We start from the raw sequence: 23955 nt of genomic DNA, 5'->3' as shown, positions 1-23955 counted from the left end.
TTAACAAATATGTTCACCACCGTCGACTGGTATCACACAACCATTTATCCAATTTGCCCGGTCATCTACTAGTAGACTTACAGCTTTTGCCACATCTTCGGGTTTTGTTATCCGCTTAAAGGGATTACGGTTTTTTGTGTGATCAAGAATTTTATCTGCATTGGGTATTTTTTCAAAACTACGGGTTAGAGTGACCCCAGCTTGTATACAATTTGATGTTATTCCTAAAGGGGCAAATTCTAAAGCCATTTGTCGCATTATGGCTTCTAAAGTGACTTTCGCTGCTGAAACTGCGCCATAACCTTTGCTGGCTTTCTGGTTGCCTTCACTGGTAAATGCTAATAATTTGGTCTCTGGTAGATATCTTTTTGAATCGATGAGAGCTTTTGACCATTCATAAAAGTTAATTCCCATAGCATAAATAGTATGCTTGTAATCTACAGATTTGAGGGCATTTTCACCTGTGAGCAAATTTAAATTGCCTTTTGCCAAACTGTGCACCAAGATTTTTATGTCTAGTTGTGCATTGGATATTTTATCAAAAATATCTCGAATAGTGTCATCTTTTAAAGCGTCTTTGTTAAATGATAAAACCTGAACGCCGTGTTGTTGTTCAATAGATTTGAATGTCGATTGGATTTGAGGGATATCATTTCTAAAATCTCGATGGAGTATCAGTAGGTGAAACCCATCACTGGCTAATTGTTTTGCGGTGGCAAGACCAAGACCTTGACTGCCCCCAATGATTATTGCCCATTGATTTTTGATGTTTACCATTTCAATAATATATTCTGTGCGGTAAATCCCGGACCAAAGCTTAATACCATTCCTATAGTGTCTTTGGGTTGAGGTTCATCCATAAATCTTTCTAAAACAAATAAGACGGTTGCTGAACTCATATTGCCAAACTCTTTTAAGACTGCTTTGGTATGATTGATATTCTTACCCAATTTACCAAATAAATTGTCTACAGCCTCAATGATTTTCTTTCCACCAGGATGAAAAATTAAGTGATCTATGTCTTTTATATCTAAGTTGTGATGTTTTAAGAAAGGCTCGATAATTTTAGGGAAATGTTCTGCAATAGTGTCCGGAACTTCTATGTCCAATATCATTTTAAGACCAGTGTTTACAAGATCAAACCCCATCATATGTGTTTTGTCATAAAAGTGATACATCTGATCTGCAATGACTTCAACCCCTTTATCTTCGGGATTTGAACTCATCAACACACAAGCAGCGCCATCTCCAAAAATGGCCGAACTCACGATGTTAACCATAGATTTATCATCGTACTGAAAAGTCGCCGTCGGACTTTCAAACGCAATGATGGCAGCGCGTTTATTCGGATTTGATTTTAAAAACTGATAAGCGTAGATCATCGCTGAAACACCTCCAACGCAACCCATTTCCGTAATAGGTAATCTTACAATATTCTGTTTTAAACCACAAGAATTTATCAAATAGGCGTCTAATGATGGGATCATAATTCCTGTACAGCTCACAGTGATGATGTAATCCAGACTTTCTGGCTTCCATCCGGATTTGGACAGAGCTTTTTCCAGCACCTGCTTGCCGTAAAGTTTGGCTGCCTCTTTGTACAAGTTGTTCTTGTCTTCAAAAGTGGTTTTGGTGAACACATCTTCCGGTGGCATGATGGCGTAACGCTGGTCCACCTGCGCACCTTCAAAGATCTTTTCTGCTTTGCGAATGTAGCGTTCATCTTCATCCTTTAACCAGTTTTTGAGCAATGGAATAGTTTCCCATGTACGTTGAGAGTATTTGGGAAGTTGTGTGGCTACGCTGTGGATCTTAACTTGATTCATTTGTGAAATATACATAAATATCTAAAAGCCCATTGCCATTCTATTTGGATATTAGCAGGCTTAACAAATGTTGAATATCCTTTTAATTCAGATGTTTTGAATCCTCTAAGTATGGAAACCTTTCCGTCGTGTTTGGCAATATTACTTTTCATAAACACAGCGCTGTACATTTGAAATAAAACATAAGCAAACCAGTGTCTTTGTAAATCATTGATTACCAAACCCAAGTTGGAATTTTGATAGAGTATAGGTAAGAGTTTTTTGATGTCTTTATCCTTAAAATGATGCATTGTCAAACTTAATGTGATGATATCATATTGATGACGACTGAAAGCTTTATCGAATATATTTTGTTGAAAAAATTGAATGTTTTCAAACCCAGTTGAAAGTGATTTAGCCAAATTTATGGTATTTAAATTTGCATCAATTCCAAAGAGTACAACTGAAATATTTTCCCGTTTTGCCCACTTGGCAATTTGTCGAAGGTTTTCTCCGCTGCCACAACCAACATCAGCTATTTTAAGGGTTTTGCTTTTTTTGTTAATGAGTTTCTTTATGCCTTTGATGGTAATTTTATAACCGCCTAAGCGTTTGTTCACATTATTCAGATCATTTAAAACTACTTCAAGTTCTTCCCCCTTAAGCTCAAAATCGTCCATGATCTCGGCTTTATCTGTCCTATGCTGAAATGCTTTAAAAATCATACCTGAATGGGTTTACCGTGGGTTTGTTTAATCAATTGTTTAAGTAGAAAAGATGACCCTGAAAGCAGGTTAATGAGTGTTGAAGATAAATTGGGTTTCAATAATATGTTCTGAATGCCTTTGCCAAACAACAGTCGCTTTTTAAAGTGTTTTTGCCATTCTTTTTGATAGGCATTTTCAACTGAAATTCTATTCTGATGTGTTTTGTTATAATATTTGATAATTTCTTCAGACACCAGTTTAGCCGAATGAATAGCCATTGCCATGCCGTTTCCACAGAGCGGATGAATCAATCCGGCGGCATCTCCGACGTAAAGAACGTGGCTTTTAACGCTGGGTTTATTCTGAAAAGAGATCTGTGAAATACTCAGATGTTTTTCAAACACCGGCTCAGATTGCGCTAAAAATCGCTTTAAATGGGGATTTCGGGTCAGTCCAAATTCATTAAACTTTTCGATGGATTTGTATGATTTGAAAGCTTTTTGGTGCACCAAATAACAAAGGTTGACGTGTCCGTTTTCCACCATGGATAGCCCGCAATACCCGCCTTGAAAATTGTGGAGTTCAACCAGGTTTTCATTAAACTCTTTGGTGTTGTAATGCGCTTTAATGCCGATCCATGGTGTTTTTTGTTTTATGAATTGCCGATCAAGGCTTTTGTCGAGTCCCGAACGTTTGCCCTGCGCTCCAATCACAAAACCTGCATGGATTTGTTGTGCTTTTGTAGTGATTTGAAATGCATCATTCTGAAATACAACATCTAAAACTTCATCGTGAATGATGCGTACATTGGACTTTAAAGCCTTGTCTGCCAATAGTTGGTCTAATCTAAAACGTGAAACACCAAATCCACCCATTGGCAATTGTTGCTCCAGAGTTTTGCCACTTTGATGGCTAAGTTTTAATTTTGAAATTTTTTTTGCACCGTGTTCAAAAACATTAACCCCTAAACTGTTGAGGTAAGGCAGCACTTCATTGGATACATATTCTCCACAAACTTTATGTCTGGGGTATTCATTTTTTTCAAATAAAACCACATCGACATTATGTATAGCCAAATGTATGGCAGAAATAAGGCCAGCCAAACCACCACCAATAATGCAAACAGAACAAGTTATTTTTTGTTCACTAATCGATGAGCAATCGCTTTTGGTTATTTTATTTGAATATATCAAATAGTCAAATCTTAATTGAATACATGCAAATAAAATACAATTTGAATTTTAAATTATGAAGTATTCAATATTTTGCATTAACTTTATTATTTAATTTGCTTGAAATATGAGGAAAATAAAACACTACCTTTTCTTAGTCTTTATAACACACTCTTTTTGCTTAATTCAAGCTCAACAATTTGTTGAAGGTTTTAATGGAACACCTAATTTAGAGCGACACCAAGTCACTTTAAACTTACTTGGCCCTGGATTTACATACGAACTTGGTCTTCTTAAAAATTTAAGTGTATCCGGAGAATTTGCTCCAGCTTACGGCATTTATCAGTATGGTTATAACTTTGGCTATGCTTTTAATACCAGAGCAAGATTTTACATTAACTTTGACAGCAGGTACAACAAGGGTAAAAATATCAATTATAATTCTGCCGATTATATTGCTGCGGCTCAAAGTATGTTTTGGGAGCCTCTACAACTCTTTACCAACATCGATGGTCCTGCTGAAAACACTTTAGTCTTTTGGGGTGGTGTCTATGGCGTCCAGCGATCAAATGACAAGGGTTTTAACTATAACCTGGAATTAGGTTACGGCTATTATGAAGGCATTGGTGGCATTTCAAGCGGACACGGTCCATTATTAAAATTTACTATTGGTTGGGTGGCGACAAATAGAGGTAGAAATAAAATTCATAAATTGAATTGATTAAATAATTTGAAAATTTGAAAATGTGGTAATTTGAAAATGTGGTAATTTGAAAATGTGGTAATTTGATAATTTAAGCATCAATAGCATCAATAGCATCAATAGCATCAATAGCATCAATAGCATCAATAGTATCAGTAGCCTCAACAGTAACAATAGAATCAATGGTAACAATAGCATAAAAAAACTTACAGCACGTAACATTTTAACCTTATTCCAGACTAATCAACAAATTGAATGAACGAATTGAAACTAGAAACATTTCAACTTTAAACTCTAAAAAATTATGAACGCACACGAAATAGATTACCACATTTACGGTGAAGAAATGCAATACGTAGAAATTGAACTTGACCCACAAGAAGGTGTTATTGCCGAGTCGGGTAGTTTTATGATGATGGAAGACGGGATCAAAATGGAAACCATTTTTGGTGATGGTTCTCAAAAGGATAGCGGGTTTTTTGGAAAAATTCTGGGTGCTGGTAAACGTATTCTCACTGGTGAAAGTCTTTTTATGACGGCTTTTTACAATAATATTTCGGGTAAAAAGAAAGTGTCCTTTGCCTCGCCTTATCCGGGTAAAATAGTCCCTATAGATCTGATGGGTTATCAGGGGAAATTCATTTGCCAAAAAGATGCTTTTTTATGTGCAGCAAAAGGCGTAAGTATAGGTATAGAATTTTCTAAACGTCTAGGTCGAGGTCTTTTTGGCGGTGAAGGTTTTATCATGCAAAAGCTGGAAGGCGACGGGATGGCTTTTGTGCATGCCGGTGGCACGCTGGCTGAGAAAACGCTTCAACCTGGCGAGACTCTACGCGTAGATACCGGTTGTATCGTTGGTTTTACTCAAGATGTAGATTACGATATTGAGTTTGTAGGTGGGATTAAGAATTCCATTTTTGGTGGTGAAGGTCTGTTTTTTGCCAAGCTTCGTGGTCCCGGGAAAGTTTATATTCAATCCTTGCCTTTTAGCCGTCTGGCAGACCGTGTCATAGCTTCTGCGCCAAAAGCTGGCGGAAAAGACAGAGGCGAAGGCAGCATCCTTGGTGGTTTGGGTAATTTATTGGATGGGGATAATCGGTTTTAAATCGTTGTAGTTCCGCAACATGTAGTGGCTTAGTACCTCAAAATTAATACGCTAGTCACAAGACAACTTGAAAATACGCACATTGGTGGCTTTTTTGAAACCATTAAGCCTGTTTACCGACAAGTAGAAAGTTAAGGTCCATCAAGTTCAGAACCTTAGCGGTATTGTATGAATTGGTAAAACTGCCCTCCTAAAGAGCGTGAGGCATTCGTGCATTAGTGGCATTTTTTGAACCATTAAGCCTGTCTACCGAAAGGTAGAAAGTTAAGGTCCATTAAGTTTAGGGTTATGTCGGTTCTATCTGAAGTATAAAAACTGCCTTTCTTAATGAGTGCTTAATTATTCGTGCATTAGTGGCATTTTAAAAGCATTAAGTTCAGAATCTTAGCGGTATTGTGTGAATTGGTAAAACTGTCTTTTTAAAGAGATTAGAGGCATTCGTGTATTAGTCGATGATTAATAACATAAAAGTATTAAGGCGATAAATGAATTTTAACCTTTATTTATAGACTAACGTTTGCATAGATCTTGGTTCAATTTTAAGTTCAGATTGTGAGTTTCCAACCACAAGTTTATAAAGAATCTCGTTATCAGTGGGATTCATTACAACGGTAACCATGCTTCCATCTTTGTTTTGAAAAGATGTGCTTTCAATTGTACTTCGGCTTGTTGTCGTGCTAACTCGCAGAGCTCCCTGTTTTATAAATTTTGAAAAGTGACCAATGTAGTAATAGGTTGGTGTAAAAATCAGCTCTCCTGTTTTCGTATCAGCATGAACAGGGGCAAAGCAGAAATTTTCTACATGGTTTGGGCCACCGCGTTCGTCGAGTAAAATATTCCAATCTGTCCAGCCCACAACGCCGCTGTTAAAGTCATTGATCATAGAATTACCATAACGCTCTGCATTTGGCCAGTAGTGCATTCTTTCCGCATCAAAGCCTTCCTGACAGCCTTCCGTAAATAAGATGTTTTTTGATGGAAAAGACTCATTAATGTTCTTTAAATTATCGTATTTTGGCAACCCGCCAGTCCAGGTTTCATACCAATGAAATCCAATGCCCCATGCATATTTTGAAGCTTCAGGGTCTTCAAATATGGTATTGGCTCGGTCTGTAATCAAATCTCTGTTATGATCCCATACCACAATATTTTTATCGGCCATACCTGCTCTTTTAAGTGTAGGTCCTAAATAATTTTTTAAAAAATCTCGTTCTTCTTCTGCGGTATAGATGCAAGATTCCCAACGTTGAACAGCCATCGGTTCATTTTGAATGGTCAATCCCCATACAGGTATTCCCTCGGCTTCATAGGCTTCAATGAATTTAACGTAATAATCAGCCCAAGCCTGCCGAAATTCAGGAAGTAACTTTCCGCCTCGAAGCATATTATTGTTGGTTTTCATAAAGGCTGGCGGGCTCCAGGGGCTGGCGTAAAACACAAGCTCATCACCAATTAAATCAATGGCTTGTTTGATAAATGGAATTCTTTTTTCTTTATCTTTTTCAATGGAGAAGGTTCTTAATTCAGCGTCTCCTTCTTCAATGTAAGTGTGACTTCCTAAACCAAAATCACTGCTATGGATGCTGGTTCTTATGATATTATAACCTATGCCATCTTTTCCGTACAAGGACTGAAGCAATTGATTTTGCGTAGCTTTATCTAAGGTAAAAAACACTTCTGAAGAAGCATCGGTAATAGCGCCACCAATACCTAGAAATTGTTGAAATGTTCTTTTAGGATTAACAAATACGGCAACATCTGTTTCTAAAGGCTGAATTTTCTCTGTAAACCTTTGCTCGGCCGTTTTTGTCAATCTCAGGTCTGTATTCATGGCAGTTGTATATACAGCCAGTGTTTTGTTGTTATTATTTTCAGTTGATATAACAGATTTAATTTCTTTAATTTCTGTATTGCTTTCTGCGGATTCTTTACAGGAAAATAGAAAAATTAAAAGTGCAACCAGAAAGTAGTTTGTGTATTGCGAATTGTTCATAAATGGATGTATTTAAAAATGGCGATAGCGAATTTTTAATGGTTAATGGAAAACTGAAATGTACTTCTCATTTTTATTTCTGTTAATTAGAACCATTAAGAAATTAAGTTCATAAAGGTTTTCATTAAGTCTTAATTTTTAAATGGTTTACATCTATATTAGGTATAATAGAATTGAACACGTTCACTAACTGTTTTTCACTTAAAAATTATTGAGTGCTTTGTAAGTACATGACAAAAATTATATTAACATAAAGCAAAAAAATCAGTTCTGCCCATTTCACGAATTAGTCGGGACTAAAGGGAGCCTGATTTTCCTCAATTTCATCCGCCTCTGGCGAAGTGGGGCAAAAAATTGAGGAAAATATGTTGAAATCAATTTTTGTCATGTACTAAAGAGTCCTTTAAATATAAGCTTTAAGACGTTATCTCTGTTTATTTTCGGGATTCGTGTTTAACCCAATCTACTTCCATAACCCATTCATCGCTTTTCATCGGCGAATCGGTGATTTTGGCGAAATTTAGAATGGCAAACATGGGTTCGGGGTATTTATCCCCTTGTCCAACATTCCGGTATATTTCTTTACCATCCAGTCTATACATAAGGTCGGCGCCTTCCCATTCTACAGAATATTCATGGTATTCTGTTAAGGTGACGGGGAAATCTTTTCGCAATGTCCACCAATCGCCCTCGTCGCATTCTTCTAAACTTTTTATCGCACCTGTTGTGAAGCGGTTTTTGTGATGGTCGCCGTGATGTTCAAAAATGTCGATTTCACCCGAGCCAGTGATTGGCCAGCAAATGTTTTCATCTGGTTCCTCTACTGGTGGTTCATTATTTCTGGCACCTAAAAGCCACCAAGCCGGAAACATACTGGGTTCGCCACTACTCGAAAGTCTCAATCTTGCTGTCCATTTACCTTTTATAAATTCTTTTCTGTTTTTTGAGGCAATCCTGCCGGCAACATACTCTGTGTCAGGATGTTGTTTGCCGTGTTTGTCAAAATTATCACAGCTTCTTTTATCATTGAGTTTTACAACCTTCAGTTTTAACGTCCCATTACTTACTTCTCTTGTTCCAAACTCACCATTAGGTACGTAACAATGGGTCTCATTATTAACCCAAATGCGTTGATCTTGCCAATTGTTTGGATTAAATGTATCGAATTCGTCTATAAAATCTACTTCCCAGACTGTTGATTGAGCATTGGTTTGAACATTATTATTTTCATTTTCTGTTTTACATGAAATTAGGCTAATTCCTAAAAAAGCAAAGCTCAACATATAACAATAATATGGTCTACCCATAGTTTTAAGATTTAATGGTTTGTTTGAATCAGGACTTACTTGTGTTTTTAATTGACAGCAAATTGAAAAATTTGTGAACTTGAGGTATTCCCGGCTTCGTCTGTTGTTATTATTTTCCAATAATAGATTGAGCCTGAGGTCACAGTTGTTTCAAGGCTTGAATTGCTTGTATTTCCAATTTCTAATATCGGTGGATTTGTGGTATCTAAAATCACAGTATAAGAGGAAATATCATTATCAATGTCTGATGTTGTCCATTCTAACATTACACTGCCTTGCTCAAGATTAGATCCGGATTGTGGATTTACTGCAGTTGCCGGAAATGGAGCATGGCTTTCTACCGGGAGTCCTGCATTATAAAAATTCCATACAGGACTTTCAGCTGTTCCATTTCCAGTAGCAGCAAGCGATTGAACAGACCAAGAGTAGGGTGTTCCTCTTAGAATTCTTATCATAAATTCAGTTGAAAGTGTACTAATATTTCTGGAAGTTCCATCATTTAAGTTGGTAATTTTTAAAATATACGAACTTGCATTTGCAGCCTCTTCCCACTGAAACAAAACATCTGTTTCTGTCTCCGAAACAACTATTCCTTCATTACAAACGGTATTGTTTTCTGGAAATATAAGTGTGGCAGCGGCTGGAGATTCAACGTTATTTAAAGCCATATCGTCATCGTCGCTGCATGACCATACAATAACTAATAGAATGAGATACACCGGAATTATTTTTTTAAATCTATTCATTGCTTGATGATTTTAAAGTTGTACGTTTTTTCAGTTGTTGTTATCTTCAAAATGAAAATACCGTTTTTGAGGCCGGACATATCAATTTGTAATCGATTATCACTGTTCTTGTAAATTTTTGAAAATAGCAACCTGCCATTTAAGTCATAGATTTCTATGGGAACGCGTTCTGTAGTTGAGCTATTTGTTGTTACAAATAGTACATTTTTAACAGGATTTGGAAATACCGAAGGTTCTATATCATTAAGAAAAGTTTTCTTAAAAACACCTTGACAATCCTTATTGGTACTAATACTTAAATCATTCTTGCCATTTTGTAGCTGTAACTCCATCTCATTTTGATCTGTTATTATTGTACTGTTATTTAAAGTAATGTAGTAAAGCTCAGCTCCGCTTAATTCTATTATCAGATTGGACGTATTGGCGACTCTTCCTGCTATAACCAATAATTCATCGGGTTCTGTTATAGCTATGGTGAAGCATTGTTCGTAGTCAGGTTGGCTATCTACTGTAATGCACAAGGTATAGGTTCCTGCTGATAAATTTTCGAAATTAATTTCTGAAGAAAAGGTATCGCTTATTGAAACATCTTCGCCGTTAAGTGTTGCCGTATAATTGAAATTTTCGATAGCTGTTAATAGAATACTTCCGTTGTCTTCAGAACGGCAAGTTTCACTAAATACTTTAACGGTATAATTTTCTGGTGGTAGATTGAATATCTCACAACCATTTACATCTACAATTGCTCCTTCTGGAGTATTAGGACAAAGATCGTTATTGTCTAAAACGCCATCACCATCGCTGTCGGGAAAATCAAATTCAAACCAATTGAAATTAAAACCACCAGCTAAGACGCGCATTCTTAATTTGTGCGGTCCTTCTTCAATAAAAAGATTATCTGAAACCGTTTCCCAGGTCTGCCATCCATTGGTTATTGGTGTGTCTACCACCACTAACTCTGTTTCCACATCGTTTTCATCGACAGTATAGAGTCCAATCTGCCCTTGATTAAATCCGGCTACTCGAAATTTAATACCATACAATCCTGTTTCAGGAACAAAAATGGAATAGTCTGCATAATCGCCCGGATCTGTGAAGCCAAAATTCTGCCCACCGCCTTCATCAGTGGTGTCTTCTAAATTCATACCTATCATGTAATCGTAGTCTTCCACTTCAATTAAAGTCGGAATTATAAACCGGTTGGGACTTACATTATTGATGACTAAATCTGTAAACGTATTTAATGTTTTATTGGATTCGGATTGAACGGAGTTACCTGAATAACTGGCTAAAATCTCATCTCCGGTAATTAGAAAACCTTCAACTGTGAGCACGATTGTTCTGTCTTTTGTAGGATGAACTTCAACAGCAGTTACGTTTCTGTCTTCACCATTTACATTTACTGAAAACTGATCTAGGGAACCGATTAGTGATGAGGCTAAAACAGATTCGCTAATAGTGATTTCGACAGATTGTTCGTCTTCACCGGTTTTACCATTTAGGGCATTTAATGTAAGCGCATCTATGCTACCTGTTAATTCAAATTCGATACTGCTTAGATTGACGGGCGTATCATTATTGATGTGAAGTTTTAAGCTATGTTCACCTTGAGGGAGAATAATGTCATCAATTTCATAGGTTATAAACTGCGTCCAGCCTCCAGTTGCCGTAACCACTTGCGTTGTAGTGACTTCTTGATCATTAATAGACAAGAAAAATTCGCCCCCTGTTTGCTCTGTGGCTAACCTGATTTTTGCTTTGTAAACGGCAGTTTGATCGATATCTACGGTATATTTCATCCATTCACCTTGATTTACAAATCCTACGTGAAAGCCATTACTATTAATACTGTCGTCATTACGTTCGATATCAACCCCATCGTTTCGGTAGGACCATCCACTATTCCATGCGGTAAAATTACCTGTTGAAAGGTTGTAGTCTGCTACCACAGTGTCGTAATAGGCGTGATTATTTTTACCTAAATCATAGTCAGACAAATATATTAAGCCTGGTATTTCTGAAGGGGAGCCATGATAAGGAATAGTTTGATCGGTCTGAACTTGTCGGATTAAGGCATCGGGCACATCTTTTCGATATCGGCTATTATCAACAAGGAGATTGTCGGCCAGTTGCATCATGGCATCAAAAGCTTCAGTTGGTGTGGGTTGAGGACCATTTCCCTGCCAGTAATCAAGAATGGCCTGATATCCGGGATTTATATCAACGGCGTAAGGACTGTCTATATCACCAATTTTACGAAAAGCCCACCAGGCCCAGCCAATGTTATTGTCTTCAAACAGGCTTACAGCATCAGTATACCAGGTATTTGAATTTTCACCTGATTCACCCATCCAAAGCGGTACATTGTAAGTGTCTCTTAGCGGGGTAATCCAGTCCACATCATTCTCATTATTAAAGCTCCAGTATTTATGGAAGCTATAGACCAGATTATCATCCCATGGCGGGGTTAAACCCGTATGGTCGTTGGCATAGGAATTTCCTTCAATATACAAGATGTGGTTATCTCCAACCCCTCTAATTGCTGTCGTGATATCTTCATACACCTGCCTTAATAATGCATTTTGAGGTCCTAGATCCCAATGGGTTTCATTTATAAGATCGTAACCGCCAATCCACGGGTTGTCTTTGTACCTGTTGGCAATTCTTTCCCATAGTGCTACAAGTTTATCTCTATTTTCCTGACTTTCCCACAATGAAGGCTTATCAGGATCATAATCATTAATTTCTGAACCAGTGCCTTGTCCACCAGGTGTGGCATGCATGTCTAAAATGACGTAGATGTTATGAGGAGCAGACCATTCCAATACATCATCGATCAAATCAAAACCCGTTTCAAACCAGGTATTTTCTCCTGGAATTGGCTCTTCTTCAATAGGAAGTGTAAACAAGTTGTAGTGCATAGGAATCCGAATACTATTAAAGCCCCAGGCTGCTAAAGAATCTACATCGCGTTGGGTAAAATGATTTTCCCTCCACTTGGCAAAAAAAGTTTCGGTATTGGCTTCGCCCATTAAGTCGATCAGTTTTTCTTTGATTTCATGCTGTGCTCCGGCAAAACCTGATGTTTGCATCATGTAGCCTTCCATGATCTGCCATCCACCGGGTCCGTATCCTCTAAGAAGAACAGGATCTCCATTAGAATTTACTATTTCTGTACCCTGTGCAACAAGACCCTGACACCAGCTTGAAAATGGTATAAAGAGAATTGTAAGTAGTACTATAATTTTTTTCATTTCAAATTTTTTATTAATTGATTGTTTATCGACATTTTAATGCAATATTTCTAAAAGTTTTACTGGCCTTAAGCTGACCAGTAAAACAGTTTAGGAGCTAACTAACACAAATAATTATTTAATTGTCTTTGTTGACAGGTTATACTATCAATTGGTCTTTACGAATGAAACATTATCAATTACGACACCGCCTTCACCAAAAGTAAAACCACCACTTCTTATAACAACGTAGTAAGTGCCGGCATCCAACGAAATGGTTCCATCTACTCCGGTACAGCCCGTAGCTGCCATAGATCCGGAATAGGTTACCGTATTGCCACAATCCCATGAGTTTACATTTAATACTCTGGTAGCTCCTTGGTTTTCATTGTAATCAGCTCCCGCTGTTGGTGCATCTGTTCCCACCCAAACTTCAAACCATAGTTCATCTATGCCGTTAGTGTTTATAAACATATCTAAAGCATAATCTCCGGCTTCATCTATGGTTACCGCCTGATTTATCCCAACATGGGCTTCATTACCCCAGGAACCGGATGGAATATCTGTTACTTCATCAAATACTGCTACACCATTCGCAATCGTTACAACGCCGTTACCGGAACCATTATGTTGAATGATATTCCATGCTGAGTCGTCATCAAAATCTCCATTTACAATAAGGTTAGGCGCAAAAGTTACATTTCTGGTAGATTCAGTAGAACCATCGCTATTAGTAGCGATTAGGGTAACGGGATAAACTCCTTCACTGGCATAGGTATAACTTGGGTTTTCTTCTGTTGAAGTACCAACACCATCACCAAAATCCCATGAATAACTGTCAGCATTAGTTGATGTATTTGTAAAATCTACAGTAAGATCTGTTACGCTATAAGTGAAATCAGCTGTAGGCAGAAACAAAGGAGGCGTATATTCAACACCGGGTACTAATGGCGTCATAGAAGCATTATCTAAAGATAGACCAGATCCATAATCTGCTCCACCACCTCTAATTACCAAATAGACTGTACCCGTAAAATCGAACTCTACCAAGCCATTACCTTCACCAACACAGCTAATTTCTGTAAGAGAACTGTCAAAAGCTTCATTGCCGCATCCAGTCCATGTATTTAGACCCATGCGCATGCCTCCATCTGTATAATCCTGACCCGGAACCGGAGTTGCTGATCCAATATAAACTTCGTACCAGGAATCAGTCAGTCCACCACCTGAGACTTCCATATCGATTTGGTAAGGAACACCTGCTTCGACATGTACAGGTTGGTAGATTCCTGCCTGTCCATAATTTCCTCCAGTCCAAACAGCCTTGTCACCAGTAAAGTTGATATCAACACCATCTGAAATTGGCAGGACAGTCCATTCGTCACTACCATTAAATTCGCCATTTAATAATACATTTGGTCCTTCAAAATCCTCATTAACAACTATGGTTTGAATACTTTCAGCGGTTCCTCCTCTCGTAAAGACTTTAAATCTGACGTCATAATCTCCTTCTCTAATAAATACTTTATTGGCCTCATAGCCTTCAGCAGATGAACCATCACCAAAATCCCAGTGTGTATACCAGTTGTTATCGCTTTCAACAGCACTAAAATTTACAATATTTGGATTATCAGGATCCAAACTAAATGTGAATGCAGCATCCTCTGCGGTAGGAGCAGGATAAACTATGTCATCATCGTCACAGCCTGATAGGAGCGTAACAATGCCAATCATTAGGGTATAAATTATAATTTTTATTGTTTTCATAATATATATTTTAGTCATTAACTTTTCATGAATTATTGTACATAATCTATTTTTAATTAGCTTAATAGCCTGGGTTTTCTATGAGATTACTGTTATTGTTTCTTCTGTCTTGACCAATTGGCATGTAGTAGTGTCTTTCAAAGAAATTCATCTGTTGAGGTTCTGCATCAAAGGTTTCGTAGGTAAAGGTCTCTTCACCAGCTGCATTAATATGTCTTAAGGTTCTCACGCCTTGAACTTGAATACTTAATGCTTCTTCTGCAATTCTCCATCGTCGCACATCCCAGTACCGGTGGTCTTCAAAAGCCAGTTCTAATTTCCTCTCGTTTCTTAGTCTGTCTCTTAATTCATCACCGGAAAATGGCTCCAGACGAAGATTTTGAGTTAATCCAGCTCTCGTTCTTATAGGTTCTACAAAATCTCTTGCCAGACCTTCATTACCAAGTTCAAAGGCAGCCTCGGCTGCATTAAGATAAATTTCACCTAATCTGAAAATTAGACAATCTTGACCAGAGTAAAATTCAGGAATAAACAAAGGGTTCGAGCCATCTTCCAGGTATTTTCTAACATAAAAGCCTGTTTTGGTTGCGTCTGGATGAATGCCAATTCCATCTTTTCCTACACCTGTGCCGGTTCCTGTATCGATTTCTCCATTTATTTCAGTGCCATACCATATTTCTACGGGTGAGCCCTGAAACATATCGTTGTTGGTTATAATAGTTGCTTTAAGTCGTGGGTCTCTGTTTTCCCAGGGATTATTTTCATCGAAGCCTGAGCCAGGTTCATTAGGAAGCAAGCCGGTGCTTAATACTTCATAACTATCAATAAACTGTTTTGTAGGAGACATGCTTGAACCCCAATCCAATCTGTAGCTGTAAGGTACATTTCGCAGGTCGTAAGAATGTCCTTTTTCAAACGGTATCCACTTTTTTGTAAAAATAGCTTCTATGCCAGATTCATCTAAGAAAAGCCTAGTATAATTTTCAGTAGGATCTGTATATTGATTAAAAAGTGAATGTCCTGAATTTTCTATAATAGTCTGTGAAGCATTTAAGGCGATTTGATAATATGATTCTGCATCAGAAACAGGAACACCGACAACGCCATCCAATTGAACACTGCCGTATTTTGCAATACTACCGGCGTATAAAGCTGCTCTGGATTCTAAGGCTTTAGCAGCCCATTTGGTTGCCCTTCCTTCTTGAGAAGGCCAATTTTCAGGTAATGCATCAAAAGCGGCCTGTGCATCCTCTAAAATCTGGTCGTATACTTCTTTTTCTGTATTTCTGGCAGGAAATAATTCCTCTTCCGGAGTAGTATCCGGGTTTTGAGCTTCCAAAATGATAGGAACACCACCATAACGTTTTACCATTTCAAAATAGCAAAATGCTCTTAAGTAATACATTTCGCCCAAGCGGTTGTTTCTTTCTTCATCTGAAAGTACATTTTCTGAGATGACTTCAAGGTTTTCAATGGAATAATTAATCTTCCATAAGTTAAAGTAACCCCACCAATCTAAAGGCCAGGAGTTGTTGGCCGTACCCCAATTGCCTGGTCTGAACGAATTAGTAGCAGGTGTCCAGGAATAGGTACTTCTGGCTATATCACTTAGGGCGTCACGATGGGCACCGCCACCGGCACCACCTCCAAAGTCTTTCAGGTAGTCCCAAGGCATATTTTCATATATTTGAAAGAAATAGGTATCCATCAAGGCTTTATCATTCCAAACATCGGCCTCTGTAACTCTGTCTAAAGGTGGTTCATTGAGATAATCTTCACATGCGGTAAGCATGAATACAATTAAGATTAAAAGTAAGTTCTTAAATTTCATAGTATATAATTTAAAATGATAGATTGACTCCAACGGTAAAAGATTTATTTTGAGGATAATACCAGCCAACACCGGATGTGCTTTGCGGATCTATGTCTTCATCATAAGTTGTAAAGACATGGAGATTGGTGCCCGTTACAAACATTGAAAATTCATAAAAACCAAATTTCTGGCTAATTTTTGACGGTAAAGTATAACTTAGATTCACATTTCTAATTCTTAAGTGATTTCCACTTCTCATCCAATAATCAGAATATCTGTTATTGTTTTCGTTAAACCCACCATCTGTTATTCTTGGATAGGCAGCACCAGTATTTTCAGGTGTCCAGTAGTCCATTTGGTAATCATACCCATTAAATCCATTTCTTAAAGGACTTTGAGCTTCACCATCAATATAGATATCATAACCTGCCGCACCTGTAAGTAAAACAGACAAGTTCCATCGTTTATACTCGGTATTTAAATTCAGGGAGTAGTTAATTGCTGGCTTATCGCCATCTCCAAAGACTTTTTGATCTCGCACATCAATAATTCCATCATCATTAAGGTCTTGAAACCTTACATCACCCGGTTGTAAACTGGCGTTATTGTTATTGTCTTGTATCGCCCAGCTATCAATTTCTTCCTGAGATTGGAAAAGACCTTGAGAAATATAGCCTCTTCTAAGGTTGGTAAATCCACCGGTTATGGTCAGGTTTTGTCTCATGAAAGGATCTTCCTGAAAATTTTCATCAATAAAAACTGCTTTTTCTCTTGATCTTGAGAAATTGAATACAGCTCCCAACTTAAAATCATCTGTTATTTGTTTGTTGTAGTTTAATGAAAACTCAAAGCCTTCATTAGAAAACTCGTATAAATTTTCAGCGGCTATAGAAACGCCTAGGGTACTTGGTACACTGGCAGATGCAAAGGCCAGAACATCTTCTCTTTTTCTGTAGAAATAATCAAAGGAGAATTGAAGATCACCGTTTAAAAATCGGGCATCGAGACCTACATTGTATGTTGTGTTTGTTTCCCATGTGATATCTCTATTGGCTAAGGCGGTATTGTCTATCGTGGGCACTGCACCGTCACCAACTACATAAAAGAAACTGTAGTTAAAGCCACTTAACCATTGATAGGCAGCGGTATTATCATTTCCTGCGGTTCCTATAGATCCTCTTAATTTTAAATTTTGAACTGCATTTTTAAGCGGCTCAAAGAAAGATTCATCAGACAATCGCCAACCGGCAGAAACTGAAGGGAAGAAACCCCATTCATTTCCCGGAGCAAACCGAGAAGAACCGTCGTATCTAAATGATGTCTCAAAAAAGTACTTTGCTTTGTAATCATAACTAAAACGCCCTACATAACCCAATCTGTTTTCTCTAAACTCGCTTCCGTTTGCACCCTGATTTTGGAGAGATCCTGCATACAACTGATCTATGGCACTGGATTGAAAATCCTGACGTCTTCCTGAAAAATTTTCACCTTGTATTTGTTGGATTTCTGCCAATAATAGACCAGAAACACTGTGTTGGTTAAATGTACGGTCATAGTTTATAGATGGTCGTAATACGTAGAAATTACTGTAATTTGTAGATTGTTCTAAAATAGTTTCGCTAAACGCTCCTTCGGGGATAGCCGTAAACGAATCGTACTCGCCAGTTTGTTGATTTAATGTGAAAAGTTCGTAACCTTTTCCCCAATCTTTATTAAATGATGTGTCGTATATTAATGAAGCAAAGGTTTTTATACTCAAACCCTGAACCTGATTAATATCCCAGTCTAAAGTTAGTTTTGCGTCGATATTGTTGTTGATTGAACGATAATATCCGGCATTAAAATCGCGCATTCCTTCCTGGATGTGATTTGGGCTAAAACTTGGTTTAACTGGTGTACCATCAGGATAATAAGCTAAATCAGTAGGAAGTGAACGGCTTAATTCTCTGAAAATATCAAAAGCTGAATATGCCGGCGCCTCATTTTCTCTTCTTCTGGCGGCTAAATTTAGGCTAACACTTAGATTGTCTGTCACTTCTGCACTTAGGTTAGAGCGAATATTGTACTGCTGGAAGGAAAGGGCATCCGTGCTATAATTGGAACCCTGGTCAATAAAGCCCGCAGACATAAAGTATTTTACTTTCTCGGTACCACCCGATAAGTTCAGATTATGGCGTTGCTGGAATGCCCAATCATCAAGAACTAAATCTTTCCAATCTGTATCCGGGAAATTTAAAGGGTCTGAACCCGTTCTAAACAATTCAATTTCTTCTTCTGTATAAAATGGGTTTTGGTTGGCGTTACTTAAACCTTCATTCAACACTTGAGCATACTGCGCAGAGTTAAGAAAATCCGGATAAGCGGTAAATGTTGAAAAGGTAAATTGATTGTTATAGGTTAATTTAGGTTTTCCTGTCTTACCTTTTCTGGTTGTGATTAAGACCACACCATTACCACCCTGAACACCATAAACAGAAGCAGCAGCAGCATCTTTTAAAACCGAGATATCTTCAATTTCGTTTGGGTCTAATTGATTTAAGTCTCCTGGAGCGCCGTCGACAATAACTAAAGCATTTCCAAAATTCCTTATTTCAAAAGATGACCCACTAAAACCAGGCTCACCAGTCGTTTGTCTGACAAATAGACCTGAGGCCAATCCTTCTAAGGCATTACTCACCTGGGGCACAGGTTGTTTCCTTAGCTCTTCACTATCAACGCTGGATACAGCAGAAATGACTTTTCTTTTTGACTTTTCACCATACCCAATGACAACAACTTCATCCAGACTATTAACGTCTTTAGTAAGGGTTACTTGAATTTCAGTTTGCTCCGATATAGAAATCTCTTTTGTAACATAGCCGATGTAAGAAAAAACCAATGTTTCGCCTATATTTACTTCAATAGAAAACAAGCCGTCAAAATCTGTGAGGGTTCCTGTACTTGTTCCTTTAATGCTAATGTTAGCACTGGGCAAGGGCAATCCACTTTCATCAACAACCTTACCCCTTATAGTGTTTTGTGCTAAACCTGAGCTTAAACACATAAGGAAAGTAACAACAAGGATTGTAATCCTTACGGGTCTTTTGAAATTATCTAAAATATTTATCATTATGAAATTGTTTAGTTTCGGTTGATATAGTGTTTTGTGTCAATATCAAAGCACTAGAATTATTTTAATGGCTTAAGAGCCTATAGTTTAACTATTTTTTGAGTAGTTGAAGATTTATCAGTTGTGATTTTTAAAATGTATGTACCTGAGCCTAAGCCTGAAGAATCAATCTTTGAAGATAGTGATTGTGGTTGTTTTACAGCCACTCTTTTTCCGTTCATATCAAAAACTTCAACAAAAGAGATGATTTGATTATTTGTTGAAATATTCCAGAAATCGGTTGTAGGATTAGGGTACACGGTCAAATCAATATTTTCAAAAGAGCTGGTGCCAAGTGTAGCAAACTCACCCAACATAAAATCATCTATTTGGAAAGTGTTCAGGTTTGGGTCTGTCACAACATCAGAATCTACCTGAATATCAAAGAACACAGCAACTTCAGTATTTGCAACTGAATTAGCACCGGTAAAGTCAAAAATTAATTCCTGCCATACGTTTGGTGTCGTATAATCTACAGTGACTTCATAAGCGGTACCACCATTTTCAATTTTTACGGTTACCGGCAAAGCTCTTGGTCCTTTTACTTTTAGACTTACACCTTTATCAGCAGAAGAAAGGTCGATACCCACAGGGTTTTGAAAAAATACTTTTGAAAACCAATCGTCGTTAATTCCAGAAATTTCAGCAACCTCTGTAGAGGGATTAATACCATCTGTAACCGTGTTTGTTGCATCTTCATTTATACTGATGTTATAAGTTTGAAGACCAGCTGGAGAAGCAAAGTCAAAATAAAAGTCAGATGTCATACCTGCAGGAGCAGAGGAGGCAGTAAGGTTGAAATTATCTAATTCAACTCCTGACGTGCCGAAATTTGAACCTCCTGATCTAAAAAGTAAATAGTAAGTTCCGTCGTTTGGTACGAAGAATAATCCTGGATTACTATCATCGCATCCTGAGGCGACTGCAGAACCTGAATAGGTTTGTAAGCAATCCCATGCATTATAAGCTTTTATGACTTGCATATCTCCAAAGTATTCTTGATTTTGAACAGGCTCTTCAGTACCAAGATAGACTTCACCCCATATTTCATTAATACCATCAAAGTTCATATCCATATCAAATTGATACCAACCGGATGTTAAAGTTAAACTTGTATAAAAGCCCATGTGTATCCATCCACCATCTGTATCGTCAATTTTCCCAACATTAACAACCCCATTAGAAAAATCTACAGAGCCGTTTGTGCTATCTGTTCCATATTGATTAACAACAGTCCAACCCGTAGCATCATCAAAAGTTCCATTAGTGATTAGATTTTGGCTATAACCAAAAGTCATGTAAAGTAGGCTTGTAATTAAAAGTGTAATTTTTTTCATTTCTATAGATTTATTTTGTTATTAAAAGTTTACTTAGCTATTTGCGCTAAATCGTTGTAGTAAAATCGGAACTAAAACATTTCATGGTACAAAACTATCTTGAATTTCAAGTCTTACTAAAAAATACACTACATCAAAAACTCAAAAAAGTGTTAAATAAAACTCATCAAAAACTCACTTTACTTCATTTATAGCCTATTAAATAGGGATTTAAGAATATTTATTAATACATTGGTCTTAACAAATCACCTCTCATGTCCTCAAAATATATTTATACTGTATTAATGTTTGTGGCCCTCAATGCATTGGCACAAACTAATTCATTACAACTTAGAGGTATTCCATTAAGAACACATTTTGATTCCGAGGATTACCGAGCTGGCATGCAAAGCTGGGATTTTAGTCAATCCGAAGATGGGTTATTGTATGTTGCTAATAATAGTGGACTTTTGGAGTTTGATGGCAATAGATGGAAAAAATACGATATCCCAGATGCTACAAAAATTAGAACGGTAATGATAGACAGCAAAGGTGTGGTTTATGTTGGAGGTCAAAATCAAATTGGTTTTTTTATTAATACAGGTAGCGGTTTTCAATTTAAAACCCTTAGGGATGAATTGGATTCTGCCGGCATCAATATTTCTGAAATTTGGAAAATATTTGAATATGAAGGCAAAATATATTTTAATGCAGAGGATAAATTAATAACATATTCAACCGATGGCATAGAAGAAATTAACTCACCCGGTTTTTTGATTAATTCTTTCATGGTAGATGAACGTTTAATTTGTCAATTTTATGGTTTAGGGCTTTTTGAACTTCAAAATGGAAAATATTTACCGCTTCCAAATACAGAAAGCCTAGCTAGGCTTGTAGCTATTTATAAGAATGATCAGGCTTATATTTTTATTAGTGAATTTGGAGATGTTTATGAATATTATAGTTCAGGTATAGATCTGAAAACTAATTTATTAGATTCCGTTACTATTAATGATGTTCTTAAATTAAAAAATGGTGACTATGCTATTGGAACTCAAAATAAAGGACTTCTCATATTAGATTCTGAGTTTTCTATTAAACTTCATTTAACCAAAAACAAGGGCATAACCGATAGAACGGTGAAAGCTGTTTATCAAGATAACTTCAACAACCTTTGGGTTGCACTAAATAACGGTATAGATTACCTCAAAATCAGTCTGCCTTTTAATTTAATAAATGAAGAATTGGGTATTGAAGGAACCGGTTATGATGCTCGATATTTTGATGAATCAATTTATCTGGGTACAAATAACGGTTTATTTTTACAAAAAGATATTAATGTGTTTTCAGATGAAAACACTTTTGAACTGATGCCAGGTAGTGAAGGTCAGGTCTATAAAATTTCACAAATAGACAACGAACTTTTTTTAAACCATCATAAGGGTGCCTTTATGATAGGTGGTAAATCACTGGAGAAAATACATGATATAGGGAGTTGGACTTTTGAAAAAACTAGTCAACCAAATTTAATTTTAGGTGGAGACTATAAGGGTATTAAATATTTTGAAAAGAAAAATGACACCTGGGTTCCAACAGGGGATGTATTAGGATTGACAGAATCTTCACGAATATTAGTTTTTGAAAACGATACTATCCTATGGATGTCTCACGGTTACAGAGGGGTTTATAGATTAGAATTAGATAAAAACATGCAGCTTAAGGACGAAATAAAACATTTTAATAAGCGTCATGGCTTTCCGTCTAATATACTTATTAGTGCTTATAAGCTGGATGGTAAAATGATTTTCACATCAGAGCAAGGCATATACAATTTTAATCCAAAATCTTTAGAATTTTCAAAAAATACTTTTTTTGAGGAGTTGCTAGGGGATGAGCATGTTAGCAATATAAAATCTAATGGTCATAATTCCATTTACTATATTCAAGATGCAGGATTTGGAGTGATCAAAGAAGAAAAGTATGGTAAATTCAGCAAGGAAACCTCTTTGTTTAAACACATTAACAAATACATTAGTGACGATTTGCAAAATATTTCAGTCTTTGATCAAAACAATATTCTTATTACGGCTAAAGACGGTTTCATTCATTTTGACCCCTCAAAAAAACACGACATTAAAAAAGACTTTTCAACAGTAATAAGATCTGTAAAAGCTTCAAAAATTGAAGATTCAACCTTTGTGAATATTCCTGTTAATACCAAGGAATTGGTTATTGATAAAAACCAATCTATAAAAATTGAATACGCCTCTCCGTATTATGACGGTTTTGAAGATTTGAATTATAGTTACAGGTTAAAACCATTAGATGAAAAATGGTCTAAATGGTCTTCTTTAAACGAAAAAAGTTATGATCATTTACCTTTCGGTGATTACACTTTTGAAGTGAAGGCACTTAACATATATGGCATGGAAAGTAAAGTCTCTGAGTTTTCCTTCGAAGTCCTAACACCATGGTATGCCACATGGACAGGACGGATAGTTTACATAAGTATTCTTCTCATAATCATCGTTATGATACCAATTTTACAACGCCGAAAATATAAAGCTGAAACGTCGATCATTACAGAGCAAAAGAAAAAAGAACTAAAAATAAAAGATGAGCAGATAGACAAGCTCTACAGTGAGAAGCTTCAAACGGAATTAAATCTTAAAAATGACCAACTCACTTCCATAACAATGCAGTTGGTAAAAAATAAAGAGTTTATACAAAGCGTTCAAGACAAATTAAGTAGTACATTAGACAAAGGTGGCTCTGCACAAGAACTCAAGCGTATTATAAATTCTATAGATCAAGAGCTTTCTGATGAAGATTACTGGGATAAGTTTGCCTACCATTTTGATCAAGTACACGGTAATTATCTTGAGAAATTATCTGGCATGGACATTAAACTTTCGCCCAGAGAGATAAAACTTGCCGCATTTCTTAGAATGAATATGAGCTCAAAAGAAATAGCAAAACTCCTCAATATTACTACGCGAGGTGTTGAACTAGCCAGATACCGATTAAGAAAAAAATTGAAATTAGAGCGAGAGCAAAATCTCGTTGAATATTTGATTGAACTTGATAATACATAGTGACTATGTTACAGGTTTTTTTGTAGCCTTTCCAATTGTTTACAA

At 36.8% G+C, this 23955-nt stretch carries 15 protein-coding genes; 3 read left to right on the top strand and 12 right to left on the bottom strand.

Annotation, left to right across the window (positions count from 1 at the left end):
• The 4 genes from FCN74_RS10795 to FCN74_RS10780 are packed head-to-tail and all read right to left on the bottom strand — an operon-like array spanning position 1 to position 3705.
• Positions 1 to 777, bottom strand: a complete 777-nt coding sequence (locus FCN74_RS10795) for an SDR family NAD(P)-dependent oxidoreductase (protein WP_138932606.1) — start codon at positions 775 to 777, stop codon at positions 1 to 3.
• Positions 771 to 1826, bottom strand: a complete 1056-nt coding sequence (locus tag FCN74_RS10790; RefSeq protein ID WP_138932605.1) for a type III polyketide synthase — start codon at positions 1824 to 1826, stop codon at positions 771 to 773. Before FCN74_RS10790 ends, FCN74_RS10795 begins: the two co-directional genes overlap by 7 nt.
• Positions 1823 to 2530 (bottom strand): methyltransferase domain-containing protein, encoded by a 708-nt coding sequence (locus FCN74_RS10785; RefSeq protein WP_138932604.1) that lies wholly within the window; start codon positions 2528 to 2530, stop codon positions 1823 to 1825. Before FCN74_RS10785 ends, FCN74_RS10790 begins: the two co-directional genes overlap by 4 nt.
• A complete protein-coding gene (locus FCN74_RS10780) occupies positions 2527 to 3705 on the bottom strand; it encodes an NAD(P)/FAD-dependent oxidoreductase (RefSeq protein ID WP_246062614.1) in 1179 nt (392 codons plus the stop codon). Before FCN74_RS10780 ends, FCN74_RS10785 begins: the two co-directional genes overlap by 4 nt.
• Positions 3706 to 3811: 106 nt before the next feature.
• Here FCN74_RS10780 and FCN74_RS10775 point away from each other — a divergent pair, with 106 nt between their 5' ends.
• Together FCN74_RS10775 and FCN74_RS10765 are read left to right on the top strand one after the other, a co-directional pair.
• Positions 3812 to 4405 carry a hypothetical protein gene (locus FCN74_RS10775; RefSeq protein WP_138932603.1) on the top strand — a complete coding sequence of 198 codons (594 nt, stop codon included), beginning with the start codon at positions 3812 to 3814 and terminating at the stop codon, positions 4403 to 4405.
• A gap of 286 nt (positions 4406 to 4691) precedes the next feature.
• Complete coding sequence (locus tag FCN74_RS10765; protein WP_138932601.1) at positions 4692 to 5492, top strand: TIGR00266 family protein; 801 nt, start codon at positions 4692 to 4694, stop codon at positions 5490 to 5492.
• 499 nt (positions 5493 to 5991) lie between these two features.
• Here the strand turns inward: FCN74_RS10765 and FCN74_RS10760 are convergent, their stop codons facing one another.
• The 8 genes from FCN74_RS10760 to FCN74_RS10725 all read right to left on the bottom strand — a co-directional run bounded on the left by FCN74_RS10760 (position 5992) and on the right by FCN74_RS10725 (position 20836).
• A complete protein-coding gene (locus FCN74_RS10760; RefSeq protein ID WP_138932600.1) occupies positions 5992 to 7485 on the bottom strand; it encodes a glycoside hydrolase family 30 protein in 1494 nt (497 codons plus the stop codon).
• A gap of 434 nt (positions 7486 to 7919) precedes the next feature.
• Complete coding sequence (locus FCN74_RS10755; protein ID WP_138932599.1) at positions 7920 to 8792, bottom strand: glycoside hydrolase family 16 protein; 873 nt, start codon at positions 8790 to 8792, stop codon at positions 7920 to 7922.
• A gap of 47 nt (positions 8793 to 8839) precedes the next feature.
• Entirely contained in the window at positions 8840 to 9538 is a 699-nt protein-coding gene (locus FCN74_RS10750; RefSeq protein WP_138932598.1) for a fibronectin type III domain-containing protein, read from the bottom strand.
• A complete protein-coding gene (locus FCN74_RS10745; protein ID WP_138932597.1) occupies positions 9535 to 12792 on the bottom strand; it encodes a carbohydrate-binding protein in 3258 nt (1085 codons plus the stop codon). The genes FCN74_RS10750 and FCN74_RS10745 overlap by 4 nt, the downstream gene beginning before the upstream one ends.
• A 147-nt stretch (positions 12793 to 12939) precedes the next feature.
• On the bottom strand, positions 12940 to 14538 hold the full coding sequence (locus tag FCN74_RS12100) for a PKD domain-containing protein (RefSeq protein ID WP_171047165.1): 1599 nt from the start codon (positions 14536 to 14538) through the stop codon (positions 12940 to 12942).
• A 61-nt stretch (positions 14539 to 14599) separates the two neighbouring features.
• Positions 14600 to 16369 carry a RagB/SusD family nutrient uptake outer membrane protein gene (locus FCN74_RS10735; RefSeq protein WP_138932596.1) on the bottom strand — a complete coding sequence of 590 codons (1770 nt, stop codon included), beginning with the start codon at positions 16367 to 16369 and terminating at the stop codon, positions 14600 to 14602.
• 10 nt (positions 16370 to 16379) lie between these two features.
• On the bottom strand, positions 16380 to 19460 hold the full coding sequence (locus tag FCN74_RS10730; protein ID WP_246062613.1) for a SusC/RagA family TonB-linked outer membrane protein: 3081 nt from the start codon (positions 19458 to 19460) through the stop codon (positions 16380 to 16382).
• An 80-nt stretch (positions 19461 to 19540) separates the two neighbouring features.
• Positions 19541 to 20836 carry a T9SS type A sorting domain-containing protein gene (locus tag FCN74_RS10725; protein WP_138932595.1) on the bottom strand — a complete coding sequence of 432 codons (1296 nt, stop codon included), beginning with the start codon at positions 20834 to 20836 and terminating at the stop codon, positions 19541 to 19543.
• 254 nt (positions 20837 to 21090) lie between these two features.
• On the opposite strand from FCN74_RS10725, the gene FCN74_RS10720 reads away from it, so the two are divergent.
• On the top strand, positions 21091 to 23910 hold the full coding sequence (locus FCN74_RS10720; RefSeq protein ID WP_138932594.1) for a triple tyrosine motif-containing protein: 2820 nt from the start codon (positions 21091 to 21093) through the stop codon (positions 23908 to 23910).
• The last annotated feature ends 45 nt before the right edge of the window (positions 23911 to 23955 follow it).

It is taken from the genome of Mesohalobacter halotolerans, assembly GCF_006120725.1.
GTDB lineage: Bacteria > Bacteroidota > Bacteroidia > Flavobacteriales > Flavobacteriaceae > Psychroflexus > Psychroflexus halotolerans.
Note: the sequence above shows the minus strand (reverse complement) of the source record. Positions and strands in the feature narration are given on the sequence as shown.